Below are 19521 nucleotides of genomic sequence, written 5' to 3' on the forward strand. Positions count from 1 at the left end.
CGTTCAGCCGATCAACTGGCTCAGCGCCATGGCGACGGTCATGTCGCCTTCGACCTTTATCTTGCCGGTCATGAACGCCATTGTCGGGTTCAGGTCGCCCGCGATCAGCGAATCCAGATCGTCGAGCGACAGCTTGATGGTGCAGTCGGCGGGAGCATCGGTGGTCGAGACGGTTGCGCCGTCGATGACGATGACGCCGTCGCTGCCGGTGTCGAATTTCACGGAACGATCGAACCCGCTGCTGGCCACGCGCGACTTGATCTTCTCGGCAATCTCCTGAACGCTCACGCTGTTCTCCTGTCTGGTTGCATTCTGTCGCGCAACGGCACTTCGGTCCAGCCGTGCGGCATCACTGGCGATCACGATCGCTGCCGCATATAGCTTTGGATTGACGTTTACGTCAACGCGAATTGCAGGAATCGGCCCCGACCCCGACTGCTATCAGGGCGACCGGAACCGGGCCGATAGCTCAATGCGCGCTGACCGGCTTGGGAGTCTCGGGCGCCGGGGTGCCGGCGTCCTGCCGCCGGCGCAGCCAGTTGTCGCGGATCTCATCCTTGCTGAGGAAATTGACCTGGTCGATCAGGACCTCATGGACCAGGGTCGCGCCGACACGGGTGTTGATCGTGTGGCGGATGGCGCCGCGAAAGGCATCGAGGTCGACCGTCGCCTTCTTGCTGAAGTCGATCTGGGGGTGGGCGTAGAGATAGGTGTAGACCTCGTCTGTAATCAGCGCCTCGGCTGGGATCGACAGCTTCTTTATCTGTTCCGGCTCGACGGTATAGACGAGCTTGGCCAGGAAGTAGCCGTCGATCTTCGAATCGTGGATCAGCGGCACCGAAATGACGTCGGTCTTGACGTAGTCCAACCCGCCCAGCATCGGCTTGGGTTTTTCGCCGACGCCGCGTTCGCCGGCGGCCTGGAACGAATAGAACACCGCGCCGAGCGTGGCGGCGCAGATCCAGACCGCTATGGCGATGACCTTGATCATGTTGATCCCGAGCCCGGCATCGCCGCGCTCTAACCTTTTTGCCTGCCGAACTCGCCGGCGGAGTAGGTGCCGTCGGTTTCGGCGCGCTGGATGGCGCTGCGCAGCAGGCCGGCGACTTCGTTGACGGCGCTCAGATGCGCCAGGATGGCGGCCTCGTTCTTCGCCAGCTTCTGGCGCAGCCGGGTCAGGCCCTCGCGGTGCTGCTCGAGGAATTCGGCCTCGCTGCCGCCCTTCATGGCACGGGTCAGCTCGTAGAGATAACGGCTCTTGCGGGCGTTCGACGCCTTGAGGTCATAGCCGGTGTCGGTGCGGATGCCGGCGGTCTCTTCCTCGACCACCTCCTCGATGCGGCCGATGATGGCAGCAAGGTTTCCAGGCCGTGCAAAGGCGGTCGGTGCGTCCGACGCGCTCGCGCGCGCTGGCAGGTTGGCGGTCAATTCGGAAGAGTCGGCCATGGTGTTTCCCAGTCTAGATCTTGATGTCTGTTTTTATGGTTGTCTCGTCGCCGGTCATCGACTTGGCGGCCTTGCGCTGCAATTCCTGGACGAGCGAGGTCGACAGACGGGTCTGCTGATCGATCTCGGTCTTTTCCGGTCCGTTCGAAACCGGGCCGATCGGCACCTTGCGCTTGCCGTCCATGTAGTGGTCGGCGAGCAGCGACTTGGCGATGCCGATGCCGCCGCGATCGGCCATGACGTCGGCGACGCGCTCGGCGAGCTGCGATTTCCACATGTCGCCGGCGAGACCCGTGCCGTAGACGCCCTCGGTATCCTTGGGCAGCATGTTCTGGATGAAGGTCTGCAAGACCATCGCCTCGAACTTCTTGAATTTCTTGGCAGGATCGGCTGTCGCCGCAGCCTTGTCAGCCGTCGCGCGCGACAGGATCGAGCCGGCATCGACCGAGGCCGCGGTGTCGACCGAAAACGTGCCGGCGACGCTCCCGGCGCGCTTGGTCAGCGCGGCGCGGGCAGCCTCTATATCCATCGGATCGGCAGCTCGGGCGACATCCATCACGATGTCGCTGGGTGGAGAGATCGCCAAGAAGGTCCGCCTTTTGCCGGGTTTCCTTAGCCCGGACCATGCCTCAACAAGCTTGTGGCAGGCTTGCGGGGAGTGGGAGGCGCAGGGGCGGGAATCGGGTCTGCCAAGTGCCAGAAGCAGAACATGAGGGGATGACGCTAGTCGATATGCAATCAGCTTGTTCGGAGCGGATCGCTCAAGACTTTCGTCAACCCCCCCAAATCAGCGCACCGTGCTCGGCACAGGCGTGTTGAGAAGCTGCTGCTCCCAAAGATACGCGATGCCGCTTCCGCCGAAGTGCTGGATGAGAATCTCGGTCAACTCCTCGACATGCTCGGTGCGCGCCCAATCGCGTTGCCATTCGCCAGCGAGCGCCATCACGGTCATCACGTTCGCGCCGGCCGTGATCATTCGCTGGATGGCAACTTCGTGAGACTCCTTCGAAATGCCGCCCGACGCGTCGGCGATCACGGTCACGTCCCAGCCTTCGCCGGCCGCCTGGATCACAGGCATTGCGACGCAGACCTCGGTCCACAGGCCGGCGATGATCAGCTGCTTGCGGCCGGTCGCCTTGACGACGTTCACCACATTCTCGTCCTGCCAGGTGTTCACCCAGGTGCGATCGATGACTTCCTGGTCCGGAAATACGTCGGTGATCTGCTTAAAGAGAAGTCCACCGCGCGCCGCGATCACGCTGGTGAGAATGGTCGGAACATTGAAGGCTTTTGCTAGCTTCGCCAGCGCGGTCGTGTTGTTGACCACCATATGCGGATCGTGGCTGTTCAGGTTTGCGAGCTGATAAGGTTGGTGATCGATCAGAACGAGGACCGAGTCTTCAGGACGAAGAAGCGAATCAAGGCCGTTGCGAGGGGTCATCAAGACTTCCTTTCTCTGCTGCCATGGACGGCAATGGGTTCAGGGGAGACATGCGCCAGCGGGCGGCGTTGCCTGGACGCAATTTGCTGTTCCTCTTGGTGATGCGGTAGTGCCATAGTGAGGCAAGCTGTGTTGCGAAACGAGGAACGCCGGAATGGACATTGAAGATCTACAGACATTCGTCGTAGTGGCCGATGCAGGGGGCGTATCGGCCGCCGCGCGCCGGCTCGGCGTCTCCAAATCGATCGTCAGTCGGCGGCTCTTTCGGGTTGAAGCGGAGCTTGGCGTCCAGCTTCTGGCACGAACGACCCGTGGCGCTGCGCTCACGGAAGCGGGCATGACGTTCAGGGACCATGCGGCCCGAGCCAGCGCCGAGATCGACACGGCCAGGGAAACGATCCTCCCCACTGGTGAGTTGCGCGGCCGCCTGCGGGTTGCGATGCCGCTTTCTTTCGGCCCGACCCACTTCGCCCCCGTTCTTGCGGAAATGGCGCAACATCACCCGCAGCTCCACATCCATACCTCCTACAGCGATCGCTTCGTCGATCTGATCTCCGAAGGTTTCGATTGCGCGATCCGGGTCGGTTATCTTCAGGACTCCTACCTGATCGCGAAGCGCATCGGGCCGATCTACGGAAAGCTTGTCGCAAGCCCGGCTTATATCAAAGCGCACGGTTCACCTGAGACGGTAGAGCAACTCGTCGACCATCAGGCCCTCATGCAGGGAACGGAAGCCTGGCAGTTCATGGATGGCGACAAGATCGTCACGGTTCAGCCGCAGGGCAGGTTCAAGGCCGACAACGCTACGGCGCTTGCCGTTGCCGCCGCGGCAGGACTCGGCATCGCCTGGCTCCCCGATTGCATCACATACGAATATGTGGCCTCCGGCGCGCTGGTTCCGGTGATGACACGCTATCCCCCACCTTCGGCAGGCGCTTATGTCGTCCGACCGCCGGGTCGGCACCCCGCGCGAAAGGTCCGGGTCCTCATCGAAATGCTGATCGAGTACTTCGCACGAAATCCGGACGTTTGGGGTGTCGACCGTTAAACACAATTTCCGCGGCAGGCGGATGGGCTGTCTTCGCAACATTGATGAATTCGGGCCAATGATCGAGCCCCGCACTATTCCTCGCCCCGCTTCTGCGCGATCAGGTCCAGGCGCTCGCGGTCTGATCTCTCGCGTTCGTCGCGGTTGCGGACGTCCTTGTAGGCGCGCTCGACCATGTTGGTGCGGGCGCTTGCCGCGGCGATGAGGCCGGCTTCTTGCCTTGCGCTTTCCAGGCTCTCCTCCTGGCGCACGACGGCCTGGGCGATGCGGCGATGATAGAGATCGGGGAACAGGCTGGAGAGGGAATTGTCCTGGTCGAAATGGCCGATCAATTCGCGGGCTTCGGTCTCGGCGGCGTTTGCCGCGGCGACGAAGGTGGCGTGGCGGGTTTCGTGCAGGTCTTTCAGCTGCTCCTGCACCTTGACCAGTTTTCTCAAGCGATCCTTGCGCGTGCTCATGTCACCTCGCCAGCGTGAGGTCGACGAAGCCGTCGACGAACAGCGAAAGCATGGTGCCGATGGCGAAATAGAAGATCAGCATGCCGCCGGCGATGACGAAGGGCTGGGAGATGAAGTAGATCGGGATCTGCGGGGTCAGCTTGTTGACGAAGCCGATCGTCAGGTTGACGAGAATGGCATAGGCGACGAACGGGCTGCCGAGGCGGATGACCAGGAAGAACGTGTCCGACACGGTGTCGGTGATGTCGACCAGCGCTGCCTGCGGGTTGAAGAAGACGTTGACCGGCGCGACCGTGTAGGACGTCACCAGGGCGCGGACGATCTCATGGTCGAAGTCGAAGACGAACAGCATCAGCAGCGCCGAGAACGAAATGATGGCGGCAAGCGCCGCCTGCGGTTCCGGCTCCTCGATCGCCGGTCCGCCGGAGCCGCCATAGCCGATCAGCATGGCGATGGCCGAGCCCATGAAGCGAAGCGATTCCATGTAGAGCCTGGTCATGGCGCCGATCAGTCCGCCGACCAGCAGCTCCGAGACGATCATCGGCACCAGGATCTGCGGGCGCGGATCGACGAAGGGAAAGATCTTGTCCCACAGGAAGGCGAGCAGGCCGCCGGTAGCGGCGACCGCGACGAACAGCCTGACCTGAACCGGGATGCGGGCGCTGGACAGGCCCGGCATCAGCATGAAACAGGCACCGATGCGGCAGAAGGCGAGAAACGCCGCGATGACGACGGCCTGCGAGAGAACGCTCACGATATGGTCCCGAGCACCCTGATCTCGACGCCCTTGGCGATTTCGACATGGGAGAGCACCGGCAGCGTGGTGAACAGGCGCTCGATGATCATGCGCACATAGGGGCGGGCGTCGGGCGCCGTGACCAGCACGAAGCGCTCGCCGGCTTCCAGATGTTTCTTGATCGCCTTGGTGGCGTCCTGGCCGAACTCCTCGAGCTGGCGCGGATCGATGTCGAACTCGCGCACCTCGCCCTTGGCGTCGCGCTTGAGGCTCTGGTGGAAGGCGAGGTCCCAGCGGTTGCCGAGGCGCAGCACCTTGAGCACGCCGCCTTCCGAGAGATCGCCGCAGATCTGCTGGGCCATGCGGATGCGCACATGTTCGACGATCTGCTCGGTGCGGCGCACATGCGGCGCGATCTCGGCGATAGCCTCGATGATGAGATGCAGATTGCGGATCGAGACGCGTTCGGCAAGCAAAAGCTTCAGCACCGCCTGCAAGCCAGGATAGGAGATGTGGGTGGTGCAGATCTCGTCGGCGAGCTTGCGGTATTCCTGGTCCTGGCGTTCGAGCAGCGCCTTCATGTCCTTGTAGGAGAGGAGCTGCGGCAGGTTGTTGCGGATGACTTCCGAGAGATGCGTGAGCAGCACCGACATGTTGTCGGCGAAGGTGAAGTTCTCGCGCTTCAAATCCTCGGCGAAGGTTTCCATGACGGAGTAGGCGCGCATGCCGAAGGCGGGCTCGCGGATTTCCTCGCCGGGGATTTCGGGTATGTCGCGGTTGCCGAGCAGCACCATGATCTCGCCGACGCGCATCGAATATTCGGCGACCACGGTGCCATGCACCTTGATCTGATAACTTTTCGGCGGGATGGCGAAGTCGTCGGCGACACGGACTTCAGGAACGACGAAGCCGTATTGCTGGGCGAATTTCTTGCGCATCTTGGACATGCGGAAGACCAGTTCCTGATGCGAGACCAGGAGCCGGGTCGAAAGCTGCTTGCCGATCAGGAGTTCGATCTCGGCGGTGGCGAGCGAGGCCTTGACCGAGTTCTTTTCTTCCTCGGCCTTGGTCGCCTTCTCCTGGCTCTTCTGTGCCTCGGCCTCGGCGACGGCCCGGTTGTGGCGCATCGGTATGACGTAACCGAGGCCGGCCATGCCGGCGGCGAGCGCGAAGAACGGGAACAGTGGCAGGCCGGGCATCAGGCCGAGCAGCACCAGCAGTGCGGCCGCCACGTAGAGCGCGCGCGGATGGGCGCCGAGCTGACCGAACACGGCCTGGTTGGTCGAGCCGCGCGTGCCGCCCTTGGAGACCAGCAGGCCGGCGGCGAGCGAGACGATCAGCGCCGGGATCTGGGTGACCAGACCGTCGCCGACAGACAGCTTGATGAACACGTCGGCGGCTTCGCCCATGCCCATGCCGTGCCTGATGTAGCCGATGGCGATGCCGCCGACGATGTTGATGGCGGTGATGATGAGGCCGGCGATGGCGTCGCCGCGCACGAATTTCGAGGCGCCGTCCATCGAGCCGAAGAAGGACGATTCCTCTTCCAGTTCGCGGCGGCGCAACTGCGCGGTCTTGTCGTCGATCATCCCGGCGGAGAGGTCGGCGTCGATCGACATCTGCTTGCCGGGAATGGCGTCGAGGGTGAAGCGCGCGCCGACCTCGGCGATACGGGTGGCGCCCTTGGTGATGACGATGAAGTTCACCACGATCAGGATCATGAAGACGATGAGGCCGATGACGAAGTCGCTGGCCATGACCAGCTTGGAGAAGCCGGCGATGACATAGCCGGCGGCGTGCGTGCCCTCATTGCCGTGCGACAGGATCATGCGCGTGGTGGCGATGTTGAGCGACAGGCGCAGCATGGTGGCGATGAGCAGCACGGTCGGGAACGAGGAGAAATCGAGCGGCCGCTGGATCCACAGCGCCACCATCAGGATCAGCACCGAAAGCGCGATCGAGAAGGCGAGGCCGATGTCGATGAGGAAAGCCGGGATCGGCAGGAACAGCACGGCCAGGATGATGACGATGCCAAGCGCGAAGAAGATATCGCGGCCGTTCTTGGCCACCGCGCCGGGCTGGATGCTTTCGCTGATCGCCATTCTCGTCCTCGAACCCATGGGCTGCCGAGCATGCGACAGCCCGGCGAGGGTAGCTGGCCAAGCTTGCGCGAGGGTGGGAGAGTGGCCGGATCGACTCTCTCGCGAAGGACAATCCATGCTGCTGATCATCGGTACGATCCGCCTGCCACCCGACAGGCTCGACGAGGCAAGGCCGGTGATGGAGCGCATGGTTCGCGCCAGCCGGGCCGAGGACGGTTGCCTTGAATATTCCTATGCGCAGGATGTGCTTGATCCCGGTTTGATCCGGGTCACCGAGGCATGGCGCGACAGGCCGGCGCTCGATGCGCATTTCCGCTCGCCGCATATCGCCGACTGGCGTGCGACCTGGCCGGAGCTCGGCATCGGCGAGCGCAATCTCGTGCTCCACGAGGCCGGCGAAGCCATGCCGACTTGAGCGGTCCGGCGCCCCGATCCTTGCCGGCCGCCAGCAAGCAATCAGGTCCCGGCGGTGTCGGCGGTGGCAACGCCGACCAGCCACCGCCTGACGACCCGTTCCTCCGCCGCCGACAGGCCGGCGGCCAATTGCCTCTCGATCGCATGCACACGGTCCCGGCATCGCCGCAGCAGTGCCTGTCCGCTGGCGCTGAGCTTGATATGCTGGATGCGGCCATGAACAGCGTGCGGCTTGCGCACCAGCGAGCCGGCCCGCTCCAGATTGGTGACGATCACGCTGAGCGTTTGCGGGGTGAGCAGCGCCAGCCGGGCAAGATCGGCGTTGGAGAGGCCTGGATAGGCCGCCAGCATGGTCAAAGTGACGAATTGCGGCTGGGTCACGCCGAGGTCGGCCAGCGCCCGGTCGACTCTCAGCCGATGCGCGCCGGCCGCCTGCCGCAGGAGATAGCCGAGATAACCTTCCTCGCCGCGTTTGCCTTCGCCCGGAGCTGGAACCGACGGAGGCTGATTTGGCTTGCGCATGATGTAAGAGCTCTTATATGTAATTCGAACACTGATATTAAAGCAGAGCGAGGACGAAGACGATGGCCTATCGGATTTTTCTCGCCGGCGCCTCCGGCGCCATCGGGCAGCGGCTGGTCCCGCAACTCCTGGCCGCTGGCCATCAGGTGACGGGCACCACGCGCAATGCCGACAAGGCCGCCAGATTGGAGGCCCTTGGCGTCGAGCCGGCGGTTGTGGATGTATTCGATGCCGAAGCACTGATGCAGGCGATGCTTGCTGCCCGACCCGACATCGTCGTCCACCAGTTGACCGACCTGCCGGCGGGCCTGGACCCGAGCCGCATGGCCGAGGCTGTCGTGCGTAACGCCCGCATTCGCGACGAGGGCACAGGCAATCTGGTCGCCGCGGCCGCCGCCGCTGGCGTCAGGCGCATGGTCGCGCAAAGCATCGCCTGGGCCTATGCATCAGGTCCCGAGCCGCATGCCGAGGCCGATCCCCTGGATGGCGGGGCAAGCGGCAATCGCGGCATCAGCGTCGGCGGGGTCATCGCGCTCGAAACGGCCGTCCTCGACGCACCATTCGCCGGCATCGTCCTGCGGTATGGCCAGCTCTATGGCCCGGGAACGGGAGCGAATACGGCTGCCGGCGCGTCGCCGCTGCATGTCGATGCGGCCGCCCATGCGGCGCTGCTCGCGTTGGACAATGGCGCGCCCGGCATCTTCAACGTTGCCGAACCCAACGGGGCCGTCTCGACGCGAAAGGCGGCCGAGGAGCTCGGCTGGCGCGCCGATTTCCGCTTGCCCGCCTGAACCAATCCGCTCGGAGACATCGACATGATCAGCAATCATGCCCGTTTGCGCACTGGCCAGTCTCTGATCGCTATCAGTGCCGTCGCGGTTCTGTTCGCGCTGGCGGCGAAATGGACCGGTCCGGGTTTGACGGGTGTCGAGCCGGTTGGCATGGAAACGCATATGAACATGGAAGGCGCTGCCGAGGGCAGCCCCGCCGCCGCGCGGCCCAAGACGGTGGTCACGCCTGTCTCCTGCGAAAGGCTGCCTAACGTGCCCGGCAAGTCGATCACCACGGTCGTCGTCGCATTTCCTCCAAATGCCTATACGCCCCGACACCGGCATCCGGGCTCGGTCAGCGCTTTTGTGCTGAAGGGCACGCTGCGTTCGCAACTGGCGGGCGGCCCCGTCGGCACCTATACGGAGGGACAAACCTGGTTCGAGCCACCCGGAGCGATCCATCTCTTTGCCGAGAATGCCAGCACCACCGAGCCGGCCGAACTGCTGGCGACCTTTGTTGCCGACGACGATTGCGGCCCGCTGACGATACCGGACTGACCGCACGACGCCGGTGGCTTTCCGCTCCCAGGGCGAGAAAAGCCGGATCGGGCGGTATCGCGGCCATATTGGCGCCTTTGATGTCGGCATTGTGGTTGTCACGACGTGCCGCCCGGCGTATCAGGCGGGTCTTCCTTTGCCTTTGATATCGGCGAGCCGTCCCGGTGCTTTCCAGAAACCAACCCCAAGTCTACGCCCGCCGGCTGCGCGCGGTGCTTTTGAGGTCAGTCCCTCTCCTGGAGGCGCGCGGCATCGCCGTGGTCATCATGGCGGGCGTTGTCGGCGTCATGGCCGGCATACTGGTTACCTCGATGAGCCAGATCGTGCAGGACCTGCACGGGCTGCTGTTCGGTGTCCAACCCGGCGGGCGGCTGTCGGGCATGTTCTCGCTTGCCAATCCGATGCAGGCGCTGATCCCCGCGATCGGAGGCATCCTGCTCGGGATATCGGTGGTCTGGCTGAGGCTTCGGAAATTCCGCACGCCGGTCGACCCGATCGAGGCCAACGCGCTCTATGGCGGGCGCATGTCGCTGACCGACACCTTCATCATCGTCGTGCAGACGATGATTTCCAGCGGCTTCGGCGCCTCCGTAGGCCTGGAGGCCGGCTATACGCAGGTTGGCTCCGGTGTCGCCTCGCGGATGGCGCGCGCCTTCCGGTTGCGCCGCAACGATGTCCGCATCCTGGTCGGCTGTGGCGCCGCCGGCGCCATATCAGCCGCCTTCGATGCGCCGCTGACCGGCGCCTTCTACGGTTTCGAGCTGGTCATCGGCATCTACTCGGTCGCCAATGTCGCGCCTGTCATGACGGCCGCGGTCTCGGCGTCGCTGACGGCGGAAGTGTTCGGCGGCGTCCCGTTCCCGCTCGAGCTTTCAGGGTTGCCGCAACTCACCGCCAGCCAATATGTGCCATTCCTTCTGCTCGGCCTGCTCGGCGGCGCGGCCTCGATCGCCATCATGCAACTGGTGACGCTGATCGAGCGCGGTTTCAACAGGCTTTCGATCGATGCCTCGCTGCGGCCCGTCATCGGCGGTGTCCTGGTCGGCCTCCTCGGCCTGATCACGCCGCAGGTCCTGTCCAGCGGCCACGGTGCGCTGCACCGCGAGTTCGCCATGAATTACGGGCTGGCGGTGGTAGCCAGCGTCTTCGTGCTGAAGCTGGCGGCGTCGGCTATCTCGCTGGGCTCGGGTTTTCGCGGCGGACTGTTCTTCGCCTCACTGTTCCTCGGCGCGCTGCTCGGAAAGGCGTTCGCCGGTGTCATGGCGCTCGTCTCGCCGGCGACCGGCATCGACCCCTCCGTCGCCGCCGTCGTCGGCATGACGTCGCTTGCCGTCGGTGTCGTCGGCGGTCCGCTGACCATGACCTTCCTGGCGCTGGAATCGACCCGCGACCTGACGCTCACCGGCGTGGTGCTGGCCGCTTCGATCATGGCGGCGATCCTGGTGCGCGAAACCTTCGGCTATTCGTTCTCTACCTGGCGCTTCCACCTGCGCGGCGAGACGATCCGCAGCGCCCACGATGTCGGCTGGATGCGCAGCCTGACCGTCGACTCGATGATGCGCGAGGACATCAAGACCATCGATGCGTCGACGACGCTGGCCGCCTTCCGCAAGGAGTTCCCGCTGGGGTCGGCCCAGCGCGTGATCGCCGTCGACCCGGGGGACGAATATGTCGGCATGCTGATCGTGGCCGAACTGCACAGCGATCCTTCCGGCGGCGAGGTGCCGGTGCGCGATCTTACCCAGTACAAGGATGCCGTTCTGGTGCCCAGCATGAACGTGCAGACCGCCGCCGAGACCTTCCAGCGCGCCGGCGCCGAGGAACTGGCCGTGGTCGAGGACTTCGCCGACCACATCGTGCTCGGTCTGCTGACCGAGGGGCATTTGATGCGGCGCTATGCGGAGGAACTCGAAAAGGCGCGCCGAGACCTGTCGGGCGAGGGATAGGCGCCCGCGGTTTCCGAACTCGTCAGTGCTCGATCGGTCCCTTGGCAGGCACCAACGCCGTGCCGGCGGTTGTCGGGCGCTCGATCACGCGTCGCACGCGCGGCGGCTCATCGCCTGAGTGCAGCGCCCGCAAGCGTTCGCCGACAATGGCGTCGGCATGGGTGATGCGGCCGTTGTGCCTGACATATTCGAGCCAAGTCGGCGTGTGGTAATGCTCGATCCAGATCGACGGATTTTCGAGATCGCGCGCCAGCGTCCAGTTGCGGGCACCGTCACGGCGGCGGATGCGGCCACGTTCGGCCATGGTGGCGAGGAATTCCGCCTCGTCCTCGTGCCGGATCACATATTCGATCATGATGGCGATCGGGCCGCTGCGCGGCTTGAGGTCGAGGGCGAGATGCGGTTCCTTGAAGCGATTGAGCGGGTCGAGGTTGAGCACCTGCTGTTGCGGCAGCGGCAGCACAAGGCCGAGGGCGCCGCCGGCGAGCATTGCGATGGCCGCGGCGATCAGCGCGGTCCCGGCACCATGCGCATCGGCGACGACACCCCAGATCCAGCTGCCCAGCGCGATGCCGCCGAAGGTGGCGGTCTGGTAGACCGAGAGAACCCGGCCGACCACCCAACGCGGCGTCGCCATCTGCACCGTGACGTTGAAATGGGATAGCGCGATCACCCAGCAGGCGCCGCCGACAAGCAGGCCGAGCGAGGTCTGCCAGGCATGCTGGCTGATAGCGGCGTTCAAGGCGCAGGCAGCGAAACCGCCGAAGGCGCAGCGCACCATCGTCTCGCTGGAGAGCAACTGCCGCAGCCGCACGCTGATCAGCGCGCCGCCGACCGCGCCGATGCCGAAGGCGCCCAGCATGATGCCGTAGGTCAGCGCGTCGCCCTTGACGAGATCGCGGGCCACCAGCGGCAGCAGCGCGAGCACCGCGCCGGCGCTGAAGCCAAAGGCCGCGCCCCTGACCAGCACCTTGCCGATGTTGGGCGACATGGCGACGTAGCGCAGGCCCGCGCCCATGGCGGCTCCCAATGACTCGCGCGGCAGGGCCGAGACCGGTACATCCGGCTTCCAGCGTGCCAGCACGACGATGAGGCCGACATAGCTCACCGCGTTCGCCGCGAAGGCGGCGGCCGCACCGGCAGCCGCGACGATGATGCCGCCGATCGCCGGTCCGACGCTGCGGGTCAGGTTGAAGCCCATGGAATTCAGCGCCACGGCGGCGGGCACCTTGTTGCGCGGAACGATGTCGCCGACGGAGGCCTGCCATGACGGGCTGTTGAGCGCCGTGCCGCTGTCGATCAGGAAGGTGAAGGCCAGCAGCGTCCACGGCGTGATCAGGTCCAAATAGGTGAAGGCGGTCAGAAGCGCCGAAACGACCAGCATGAATGCCTGGGCGACCAGCATCACCTTGCGGCGGTCGAAACTGTCGGCGATGGCGCCGGCGACAAGCGCGAACAGCATGATAGGCAAGGTGGTCGAGGCCTGGACCAGGGCGACCTGATACGGCGAGGTGGCGATGGTGGTCATCATCCAGGCGGCGCCGACACCCTGGATCAAGCCGCCGAAATTGGAGACGAGGCTTGCGCCCCACACGGCGCGGAAGATGCCATGCCGGAACGGCGCCAGCGCCGAGACGCTTTCGCTATCCGGCTTTTCGTCAATCATGGGCGGTTCCTGCCACGGCGCGCTGATCCTTGCGGTGATCCGTTTCCCCGCATGATTTGCCGAAACTATGGCATCACGGCGCAAAGGGCGAATGCCTTGCGGGCAAGATCATGGTCCAACAAGGGGATAGCGGAGGGCCACACGCTTGTGGCGGAAGGCACCGAGCATCCTTTCTGGAATCGCTCAGAAACCGTTCTGGATGCGCTCGAAGATGACATTGGTGAAGGCCGATATCTGGCCGCCGATGAATGGGCCAGTAAGCGCCACCACCAGCATGATGGCGACGATCTTGGGCACGAAGGTCAAGGTGATTTCCTGGACCTGTGTCAATGCCTGGATCAAGGCGATGCCGATGCCGACGGCCATTGCGACCAGCACCACCGGCGCGGATGCCGTCAGCACCGTCCACACCGCGTACTGGACGATATCGAGTGCGTCGGCCTCGTTCATGTCGGCGGTCGGCCTAGCTCGCCGGCTTGATCGATACGCCCGCGCCGACGGGGACCGTGGTGCCATCCTGCAGCACTGCGATCAGGCCGTTGCTGCCAAGCGTCACCGACGCCACCGTGCCCGTGGTCTTACCATCGGCCGAGGTGATGTTGCGGCCTATGAGAGCGTCGGCCTGCGACAGCGCCGAGGACTGCATGATCTGGTCGAGCTTGGTGTTGGTCTGTACCGACTGCTCGACCTGGGAGAAGGTGGCGAGCTGGGCGACGTACTGCGTCGAATCCATCGGCTTGGTCGGATCCTGGTTCTTCATCTCGGCGATCAGAAGTTTCAGGAACGAGTTATAGTCGACAGCGGTCTTGGCGGTCTGCGTGGTGGTCTGGTTGGCGCCAACCGGTACCGTCGTCGTCATATCCACGGTCATTAGTATCGTGCTCCCACGGCCAGCGGGCGCGCGGCGCCCGGAATATCGTCATTGCCGCCAAGCGCGCGGCGTTCGAGAGGATAAAGCGAACGGATCGCCTTCAAGGCCTCGTAGATGTGATCCTCGCCGACCATGCGGTCGACCTGTTTCAGCGCGCTGCCGATCTCGGCGTCTTCGAAACTTGCAATAAGCAGCGGCAGCGAGCGGCGGAACATCTCGCGGGCTTCATCGGCACCAGCGGGGTTCATCAGCATGACCTGCACGATGAAATAGAGCTGCCGCAATGGCGTCGACGCCTCGTCGGCCTGGATCACATGGCTTTCGAGCAGGAACTGCACGTCGTTCATCAGCTCGACGGTGACCTTGCGGTCGACGCGGATGACGGCGCCGTTGATGTAGATCTTCTCGTTGGGTTTCAGCGAGATCTTCAGCGTGTTGGTCATTGAATGCCGTCGCGGATGATCTGGGACACTTCGATCAGCCCCTCGAAATTGTCGGTGCGGCCCTGGCGGATGTCCTCGGCCTCGCGCAACAGCCACAGGCCGATGGAAATCAGGTTGGCGCGCAATTCCTTTGGGAGTGCGTTGTCGCTGGAGCCAAGATCCTCGACGAAGGTGGTCCAGACGCGATTGGTGAAATGCAGCGCCTCCACGGCCTCCATCGAAGCCTGACCGGCCGCGGCGGCGGCCGACAGCATGTCGATCGAGCGGGTCAGCAGCTCCCGTTCGCGGTCCTTGGCGTCCGCGACGGAGGTGCTCTGAACGTCGGCGTAGGAGAATTGGTACATTGTTGGCTCTACCGTTCCGCTAGAGGTGTCAGGTCAGGTAATTCAACAGGCTGAGCTGCTGCAGGCGCGCCGTCAGAGCGAAAGACGTCTCGATATGCTGCGTCAGGTCGGCGACGCGGGTCGCTGCTTCCGCCGGATCGACTGCTTCGAGATCCAGAATGTGCCGTTCGAACAGGTCGATCTGCGTCTTCATACGGTCGCTGGCGTCGGAGACGCGCTTCTGGACGATGCCGGTCTGGGATTGCACCTGCGCGATGCCGCTCAGCGCCTCGCCGACCAGTTTCTGCGAATGGTCGACGATGCTGTCCTTCGCCGCCTGGCTGATATTGGTGGACATCAGGCTGGAGACCAAGGCGGCCGCCATGGCAAGCTTCCTGATACCGTCGCTGTTGGCGCCGGTCGAGGTCTCGGTGGTTTCGTTGAGCGCGATGCGGCTGACGATCTGCTGGTCGGTCGCGTTCGACATGTTGGTCTGCCAGCCCGCGCCGAGGAACTGCGGCGTGACATCGTTGGTGATGAAATCATCCATCTGGGCCGCGGTGATGTTGGCTGCGGCCGGGTCATTGGGCGTGAAGCCGAACTTGGCGACGAAGGAGGCGTCAAAGGCGGCCTTGGCGGGAGAGCCGGCGGCCGTGAAATCGTTGATGGGCTTGACGTCGGTGTTTGTGCCGGCGAACAGATATTCGCCGTTGACGCTGGTGTTGAGGATCGACGTAAGCTGCTGGATGGTTGTCTGGCCGGTCGATTGGGTCAGGCTGTCGGTGTTGTCGCCCGACGATGCGGTGGTCAGGCTGGACAGGAAAGTCTGCGCGACGTTGGAGAGTTGGCCGAGCGAGGTCTGGGTCGATGAGAGCCGGGCGGCCACCAGTCCGTTGGAATCGACAATGACGTTGAGCCGGTCGAGGTCGCGCGAAAAGGTGACGGACTGTGCGGTACGCCCACCGAGTGCCAGACCGACATCGGCGACCTTGCCGGTCGAGGACTCCTTCGTGGCTTTGACGAGATCGGCCTGCATACGCATTTGCTGATAGCGCATGGCATTCGTAAGGGCAGCAGAGGAGACAAAGGTCATGGCTTATCCCACCGCGTTCAACAGAGCCGTCATCATGTCGTCGACGGTCTTCATCATCCGGGCGGATGCCTGATAGGTGTGCTCGAGATCGAGCATCAGCGACATCTCCTGATCGACATTGACGCCCGTTGCGTTGGACAAGGCATCGGCGCTGCGCTGTGCCAGGGCTTCCTTGGCGTCGGCTGCGGTCGAAGCCTGCTGACGAACGCCCTGCAACCAGCCGATCGAATTGGCGGCGTAGTCGGCAACGCTGGAGGTTGCCGAAATCCCGGCCGAGGGATCGAACGTCATCGGCTTGTCGAGCTGGTCGCCATAGGCGACCAGAAGGTTGGAGTATGAGGCTCCGCCAGTGTTGGCGACGTATGCGGCGCCATTGGCGCCGCCGTCACGCAGCAATGTCGGGTTGCCGCCAGCGCTGGGATCCATCGCGGCGTTGATCTTGATCGTTCCAGCAAGGCCATCGACGAGCGTGCCCGCGGCTGGCACCGCCGGTGCGCCCGACCAGGTGAACAGGCCCGCCGCGTTGGGCATCGACGGTGCGGTTTCGGCAAAGGCGGTGATAAGGCCGCGGGCGGTTTCGTCGAGCTGGCTCTGCATGGTCGAGGCGACGCCGTCGCGCAATTGCAGCAGGCCGGCAATCGTGCCGCTGGCGGTGGTGTTGCCGCCGCTGCCCGCCGAGACCGGTACGTTGTCGATGTAGACAGCGTTGCCGGCCGCACCCGCGGCATAGCCCGTAGATGGGGCGAAGCTGACGGCGCGTGGGATCGTCTCGAACAACGTCGTGCCGTCACCCGTGGTGATGACCATGTCGTTGTCGCCACGCGTGAAGGTCGATACCGGAATGTAATTGGCGATCTTCTTCAACAATGCGTCGCGTTGGTCGAGCGCATCGGAAACGTCGGTGCCGGAACGGGTTCCGGACATGACCGCCGTGTTGGCGTCCTGGAACTGGTTGAGCAGGGAGTTGAGATCCTTGACGGCGGTATCGATCTGGCCGTCGGTCTGGGTACGAAAATCCTGAATGGCCTTGGAGCCCTCATTCAGGGACCGCACGACCTGTTTGGCCGCGTCGATGACGCTCGAGCCAAGATTCTGGTTGGACGGCGAGGTGGCGTATAGCTGCAGCGCCTGCTGCAGGTTGGCGATGGCGGTCGAAGGTGAGGAGGCGTTGTCGACGCCATTCACTGAAACGTCGAGCTGGTCCATGCCGCCGTAGAGCGCGTTCTGGCCGGCGTAGGCGGACAGAGCGCCGAGGTTCTGGCGAAACAGCAGGTCGTTGGCTGCACGCTGGACATCAACCGAACGCGCGCCGGGCGTCGTGCTGGTGACCAGCGCGATGCGGCGCGAATAGTTCGGATTGTCGGCGTCTGCCACGTTGCGCGTGACGACGCTTGTCTGCCGCGAGGTGGCCAGAAGCGCCGATTGGGCGATGCTCAGTGCGGAGGAAAGCGACATGCTGGTCTTTCACGGGCGGAGCCCGGTTTATCTCTTCAGGTTGACGAGGACGTCCATCAGATCGGACCCGGTCTGGAAGACTTTGGAATTGGCGGTGTAACTGCGCTGAGCCGCGATCATGTCGGTCAATTCCTCCGCGATATCGACGTTGGAATTTTCGAGTGCGCCGGAAATGATCGAACCAAGCTTGCCTTCGTTGGCAAAGCCGACACGGATCGCACCGGAGTCGGTGCCTTGGGCGTAGACATTGCCAGGCAGCGCCTTGAGCTGGTCGGGGCTCTGCACGTCGGCCAGCGGAATCTTGTAGAGCGGCTTGGAGGTGCCGTCCTTGTACTGGGCGTAGATGGTGCCGTCCTTGCTGATCTGCACCTTGTCGATGGTGCTCGGCGCGTTGCCGTTGACCTGTGCGTCGGAGACGGTGAAGCCGGTGCCGAGCTGGGTCAGCTTCGACAGATCGAGGTCGAGGCTGGCGCCGCCCGGTACTGTGAATGAAACGTCGGTCGGGGTGCCGGTGAGCTTGCCGGTCGTGGTATCGAAGGTCAGGTTGGCCGTGCCCAGGGCACCGCCGGTAGCGTAGGGGAAGCCAGTTCCGGCCGTCGCCTTCGATTGGTCGAAGACCGCCACCTCCCAGGTGCCGGCACCGGTATTGGTGAAATAGACGTCGAGCAGCTTCTTGTTGCCGAGATTGTCATAGGCGACCATCGACGATTTCGAAGTGTACTGCGCGCCCGCCGAGTTCGTGCTGGGCAGGTTGCCGGCGGCGACCGGCGTCGCACCTGCCGGCAGATTGCCGCTGAAATTACCCTGGGTGCTCGGCGTCGCGGTCAGTCCCTGGTCGGAGATGACAACCGGCTCGAGACCTTCGAAGCCGTTGACCGTCGCCGCCGGCGTGCCGTTGGCATAGCTGTAGGCCATCAGCTGGAAACCGGCGGCATTGACCAGCCGGCCCTGGGCATCGGGAACGAAGGCGCCGGCGCGGGTCAGGAAAGGCGTGCCGCTCGGGTCCTGGACGACAAAGAAGCCATCGCCGCTGACGGCAAGGTCGGAGACCGAGGTCGTGTATTGAAGCACGCCCGGATCGCTCACCGCCTGGCGGATCGTCGTGGTGACGCCGCCGGAATTATAGGCGCCGCCGGTCGACGGCATGATCAGCGTCGAAAATTCGGCCGAAGACCGCTTGTAGCCGGTGGTGTCGGAGTTGGCGATGTTGTCGGCCGTCGTCGACAGGCGGTTTGCCTGGGCATTCATGCCGGAAACGCCGGTCCGCATCATTCCGTAGAGGCTCATCGAGATGTCTCCGCAATATCCATGCCGCTGGCTTCGAGGCTACGCGTCCTGTCTTGCGCGAGGCTGGCGCGGTGCCGCATCAGAACACGAGCCGGTAGCCGAGGAAGCGCTTGGAATCGATCGGGTCAGTGCCGAGCTTCTCGCGCAGTTTCTTGCGCAACTTGCTGATGTGGCTTTCCACCACGTTCTCCTCGACCTCTTCGTCGAAGATGCCGTAGATGGCGTTGAACACCTGGGTCTTGGTGACGCGGCGGCCGCGATTGCTCGCCAGATATTCCAGGATACGGCGCTCACGGCGCGGCAAGGGCAGCGGCTGGCCGTCGATCTCGGGATCGCGGCCGTCCATGAAGATGCGCATGGCGCCGATCTCGGTATAGGCGACGTCCTCGCTGGCGCGTCGGCGGATGGCGGTGATGCGGGCCAGGATTTCGCGGATGTGCACCGGCTTGCGGATGACGTCGTCGACGCCACTCTCGAACAACCGCAGCGTGTTTTCCAGCGAATGCTGCTCGCTGAGCGCAATGACCGGAGCTCCGGTGCGGTCGCGGATCTGGCGCGGCGAGATCGCGCCGTCACGGCAGTCGCCGATCAGGAAGGCCCGGACCGAACGCAGATCGGTGTCGGCGGCCGAGTTGACCCACTCGCCGAATTCGCCCGGCGCGAAACCGGCGCAGGCGATCCCCTCGCGGTCGAAAAGTGAATTATAGCCCTCTGTCACGAGCTCTCGCTCGTCAACGATAACGATCATCGGCCCCGCCTCCGAATCAGCACATCTGCCCCGTGGGGAAAGGCGTATCCGCTGGCGGGAATCCTGAACAACCATCATTTCTTGTAACTAGTTTCTTGGGAGTCTGGAATCGCATCGGTTGCATTAGCATGCCGCCAGATATGCTTACCGGTCCAACTCGTGACGAAGTCGTACTACCCGCTTCGTGTCAGGGG

The 19521-nt window shown here is 63.9% G+C and carries 23 protein-coding genes; 5 read left to right on the forward strand and 18 right to left on the reverse strand.

The genetic code is table 11. The features are described from left to right. Positions 1–3: 3 nt before the first annotated feature. The 5 genes from FJ970_RS09660 to FJ970_RS09680 form a co-directional block, all read right to left on the reverse strand. On the reverse strand, positions 4–288 hold the full coding sequence (locus FJ970_RS09660; protein WP_027144782.1) for an SCP2 sterol-binding domain-containing protein: 285 nt from the start codon (positions 286–288) through the stop codon (positions 4–6). A gap of 181 nt (positions 289–469) precedes the next feature. Then, positions 470–991, reverse strand: coding sequence for a hypothetical protein (locus tag FJ970_RS09665; protein ID WP_140755976.1), 522 nt, complete (start codon positions 989–991; stop codon positions 470–472). A gap of 29 nt (positions 992–1020) precedes the next feature. Continuing rightward, complete coding sequence (locus tag FJ970_RS09670; RefSeq protein WP_140755974.1) at positions 1021–1446, reverse strand: hypothetical protein; 426 nt, start codon at positions 1444–1446, stop codon at positions 1021–1023. Positions 1447–1459: 13 nt separating this feature from the next. After that, positions 1460–2002: a rod-binding protein gene (locus FJ970_RS09675; protein WP_140756472.1), complete on the reverse strand. Its 543-nt coding sequence runs from the start codon at positions 2000–2002 to the stop codon at positions 1460–1462. 231 nt (positions 2003–2233) lie between these two features. After that, positions 2234–2887 (reverse strand): hydrolase, encoded by a 654-nt coding sequence (locus FJ970_RS09680; RefSeq protein WP_140756470.1) that lies wholly within the window; start codon positions 2885–2887, stop codon positions 2234–2236. 154 nt (positions 2888–3041) lie between these two features. Between FJ970_RS09680 and FJ970_RS09685 the strand changes: the two genes are divergently transcribed. Then, entirely contained in the window at positions 3042–3935 is an 894-nt protein-coding gene (locus FJ970_RS09685) for a LysR family transcriptional regulator (protein ID WP_140755972.1), read from the forward strand. 74 nt (positions 3936–4009) lie between these two features. Here FJ970_RS09685 and FJ970_RS09690 read toward each other — a convergent pair whose 3' ends face one another. Genes FJ970_RS09690 through flhA form a run of 3 tightly spaced genes read right to left on the reverse strand, consistent with a single transcriptional unit; the run spans position 4010 to position 7231 of the window. Continuing rightward, a complete protein-coding gene (locus FJ970_RS09690) occupies positions 4010–4393 on the reverse strand; it encodes a hypothetical protein (protein ID WP_140755970.1) in 384 nt (127 codons plus the stop codon). 1 nt (position 4394) lies between these two features. After that, a complete protein-coding gene (fliR, locus tag FJ970_RS09695) occupies positions 4395–5147 on the reverse strand; it encodes a flagellar biosynthetic protein FliR (protein ID WP_140755968.1) in 753 nt (250 codons plus the stop codon). Continuing rightward, positions 5144–7231, reverse strand: a complete 2088-nt coding sequence (gene flhA / locus FJ970_RS09700) for a flagellar biosynthesis protein FlhA (RefSeq protein ID WP_140755966.1) — start codon at positions 7229–7231, stop codon at positions 5144–5146. The genes fliR and flhA overlap by 4 nt, the downstream gene beginning before the upstream one ends. A 115-nt stretch (positions 7232–7346) precedes the next feature. Between flhA and FJ970_RS09705 the strand changes: the two genes are divergently transcribed. Beyond that, positions 7347–7646: a putative quinol monooxygenase gene (locus FJ970_RS09705; protein ID WP_140755964.1), complete on the forward strand. Its 300-nt coding sequence runs from the start codon at positions 7347–7349 to the stop codon at positions 7644–7646. A gap of 41 nt (positions 7647–7687) precedes the next feature. Here the strand turns inward: FJ970_RS09705 and FJ970_RS09710 are convergent, their stop codons facing one another. After that, complete coding sequence (locus tag FJ970_RS09710) at positions 7688–8167, reverse strand: MarR family winged helix-turn-helix transcriptional regulator (RefSeq protein ID WP_140755962.1); 480 nt, start codon at positions 8165–8167, stop codon at positions 7688–7690. 62 nt (positions 8168–8229) lie between these two features. Here FJ970_RS09710 and FJ970_RS09715 point away from each other — a divergent pair, with 62 nt between their 5' ends. The 3 genes from FJ970_RS09715 to FJ970_RS09725 all read left to right on the forward strand — a co-directional run bounded on the left by FJ970_RS09715 (position 8230) and on the right by FJ970_RS09725 (position 11441). Beyond that, the gene (locus FJ970_RS09715) at positions 8230–8958 is read left to right on the forward strand and encodes an NAD-dependent epimerase/dehydratase family protein (protein WP_140755960.1); all 729 of its coding nucleotides are present in this window, start codon (positions 8230–8232) and stop codon (positions 8956–8958) included. A gap of 24 nt (positions 8959–8982) precedes the next feature. Then, positions 8983–9495, forward strand: a complete 513-nt coding sequence (locus tag FJ970_RS09720) for a cupin domain-containing protein (protein ID WP_140755958.1) — start codon at positions 8983–8985, stop codon at positions 9493–9495. A gap of 164 nt (positions 9496–9659) precedes the next feature. Then, entirely contained in the window at positions 9660–11441 is a 1782-nt protein-coding gene (locus tag FJ970_RS09725) for a chloride channel protein (protein ID WP_140755956.1), read from the forward strand. Positions 11442–11463: 22 nt separating this feature from the next. On the opposite strand, the gene FJ970_RS09730 is transcribed toward FJ970_RS09725, so the two are convergent. The 9 genes from FJ970_RS09730 to FJ970_RS09770 all read right to left on the reverse strand — a co-directional run bounded on the left by FJ970_RS09730 (position 11464) and on the right by FJ970_RS09770 (position 19327). Continuing rightward, the gene (locus FJ970_RS09730) at positions 11464–13107 is read right to left on the reverse strand and encodes an MFS transporter (protein WP_140755954.1); all 1644 of its coding nucleotides are present in this window, start codon (positions 13105–13107) and stop codon (positions 11464–11466) included. A gap of 183 nt (positions 13108–13290) precedes the next feature. Beyond that, positions 13291–13557: a flagellar biosynthesis protein FliQ gene (gene fliQ, locus FJ970_RS09735; protein ID WP_013893193.1), complete on the reverse strand. Its 267-nt coding sequence runs from the start codon at positions 13555–13557 to the stop codon at positions 13291–13293. Positions 13558–13570: 13 nt separating this feature from the next. Continuing rightward, positions 13571–13978, reverse strand: a complete 408-nt coding sequence (gene flgD, locus FJ970_RS09740) for a flagellar hook assembly protein FlgD (RefSeq protein ID WP_140755952.1) — start codon at positions 13976–13978, stop codon at positions 13571–13573. Then, positions 13978–14421, reverse strand: coding sequence for a flagellar biosynthesis repressor FlbT (gene flbT, locus FJ970_RS09745; protein WP_140755950.1), 444 nt, complete (start codon positions 14419–14421; stop codon positions 13978–13980). Before flbT ends, flgD begins: the two co-directional genes overlap by 1 nt. After that, positions 14418–14765 (reverse strand): flagellar biosynthesis regulator FlaF, encoded by a 348-nt coding sequence (flaF, locus tag FJ970_RS09750; protein ID WP_140755948.1) that lies wholly within the window; start codon positions 14763–14765, stop codon positions 14418–14420. Before flaF ends, flbT begins: the two co-directional genes overlap by 4 nt. Positions 14766–14793: 28 nt before the next feature. After that, on the reverse strand, positions 14794–15837 hold the full coding sequence (locus tag FJ970_RS09755) for a flagellar hook-associated family protein (RefSeq protein WP_140755946.1): 1044 nt from the start codon (positions 15835–15837) through the stop codon (positions 14794–14796). A 3-nt stretch (positions 15838–15840) separates the two neighbouring features. After that, positions 15841–17292, reverse strand: a complete 1452-nt coding sequence (flgK, locus tag FJ970_RS09760) for a flagellar hook-associated protein FlgK (protein ID WP_140755944.1) — start codon at positions 17290–17292, stop codon at positions 15841–15843. A 27-nt stretch (positions 17293–17319) separates the two neighbouring features. Beyond that, a complete protein-coding gene (locus FJ970_RS09765) occupies positions 17320–18579 on the reverse strand; it encodes a flagellar hook protein FlgE (RefSeq protein WP_140755942.1) in 1260 nt (419 codons plus the stop codon). 79 nt (positions 18580–18658) lie between these two features. Then, the gene (locus tag FJ970_RS09770; RefSeq protein ID WP_015315897.1) at positions 18659–19327 is read right to left on the reverse strand and encodes a response regulator transcription factor; all 669 of its coding nucleotides are present in this window, start codon (positions 19325–19327) and stop codon (positions 18659–18661) included. Positions 19328–19521: the final 194 nt, after the last annotated feature.

It is taken from the genome of Mesorhizobium sp. B2-1-8 (assembly GCF_006442545.2).
Lineage (GTDB): Bacteria > Pseudomonadota > Alphaproteobacteria > Rhizobiales > Rhizobiaceae > Mesorhizobium.

What these genes read in the sequence shown, in the direction of transcription:
- FJ970_RS09710 (WP_140755962.1), bottom strand. Translation starts at nt 8,167, where the DNA reads ATGCGCAAGCCAAATCAGCCTCCGTCGGTTCCAGCTCCGGGCGAAGGC.
- FJ970_RS09720 (WP_140755958.1), top strand. Translation starts at nt 8,983, where the DNA reads ATGATCAGCAATCATGCCCGTTTGCGCACTGGCCAGTCTCTGATCGCT.
- FJ970_RS09770 (WP_015315897.1), bottom strand. Translation starts at nt 19,327, where the DNA reads ATGATCGTTATCGTTGACGAGCGAGAGCTCGTGACAGAGGGCTATAAT.
- FJ970_RS09665 (WP_140755976.1), bottom strand. Translation starts at nt 991, where the DNA reads ATGATCAAGGTCATCGCCATAGCGGTCTGGATCTGCGCCGCCACGCTC.
- flhA (WP_140755966.1), bottom strand. Translation starts at nt 7,231, where the DNA reads ATGGCGATCAGCGAAAGCATCCAGCCCGGCGCGGTGGCCAAGAACGGC.
- FJ970_RS09705 (WP_140755964.1), top strand. Translation starts at nt 7,347, where the DNA reads ATGCTGCTGATCATCGGTACGATCCGCCTGCCACCCGACAGGCTCGAC.
- flgK (WP_140755944.1), bottom strand. Translation starts at nt 17,292, where the DNA reads ATGTCGCTTTCCTCCGCACTGAGCATCGCCCAATCGGCGCTTCTGGCC.
- FJ970_RS09730 (WP_140755954.1), bottom strand. Translation starts at nt 13,107, where the DNA reads ATGATTGACGAAAAGCCGGATAGCGAAAGCGTCTCGGCGCTGGCGCCG.
- flgD (WP_140755952.1), bottom strand. Translation starts at nt 13,978, where the DNA reads ATGACCGTGGATATGACGACGACGGTACCGGTTGGCGCCAACCAGACC.
- fliQ (WP_013893193.1), bottom strand. Translation starts at nt 13,557, where the DNA reads ATGAACGAGGCCGACGCACTCGATATCGTCCAGTACGCGGTGTGGACG.
- FJ970_RS09715 (WP_140755960.1), top strand. Translation starts at nt 8,230, where the DNA reads ATGGCCTATCGGATTTTTCTCGCCGGCGCCTCCGGCGCCATCGGGCAG.
- FJ970_RS09690 (WP_140755970.1), bottom strand. Translation starts at nt 4,393, where the DNA reads ATGAGCACGCGCAAGGATCGCTTGAGAAAACTGGTCAAGGTGCAGGAG.
- flbT (WP_140755950.1), bottom strand. Translation starts at nt 14,421, where the DNA reads ATGACCAACACGCTGAAGATCTCGCTGAAACCCAACGAGAAGATCTAC.
- FJ970_RS09670 (WP_140755974.1), bottom strand. Translation starts at nt 1,446, where the DNA reads ATGGCCGACTCTTCCGAATTGACCGCCAACCTGCCAGCGCGCGCGAGC.
- flaF (WP_140755948.1), bottom strand. Translation starts at nt 14,765, where the DNA reads ATGTACCAATTCTCCTACGCCGACGTTCAGAGCACCTCCGTCGCGGAC.
- FJ970_RS09680 (WP_140756470.1), bottom strand. Translation starts at nt 2,887, where the DNA reads ATGACCCCTCGCAACGGCCTTGATTCGCTTCTTCGTCCTGAAGACTCG.
- FJ970_RS09765 (WP_140755942.1), bottom strand. Translation starts at nt 18,579, where the DNA reads ATGAGCCTCTACGGAATGATGCGGACCGGCGTTTCCGGCATGAATGCC.
- FJ970_RS09675 (WP_140756472.1), bottom strand. Translation starts at nt 2,002, where the DNA reads ATGGATGTCGCCCGAGCTGCCGATCCGATGGATATAGAGGCTGCCCGC.
- FJ970_RS09685 (WP_140755972.1), top strand. Translation starts at nt 3,042, where the DNA reads ATGGACATTGAAGATCTACAGACATTCGTCGTAGTGGCCGATGCAGGG.
- FJ970_RS09755 (WP_140755946.1), bottom strand. Translation starts at nt 15,837, where the DNA reads ATGACCTTTGTCTCCTCTGCTGCCCTTACGAATGCCATGCGCTATCAG.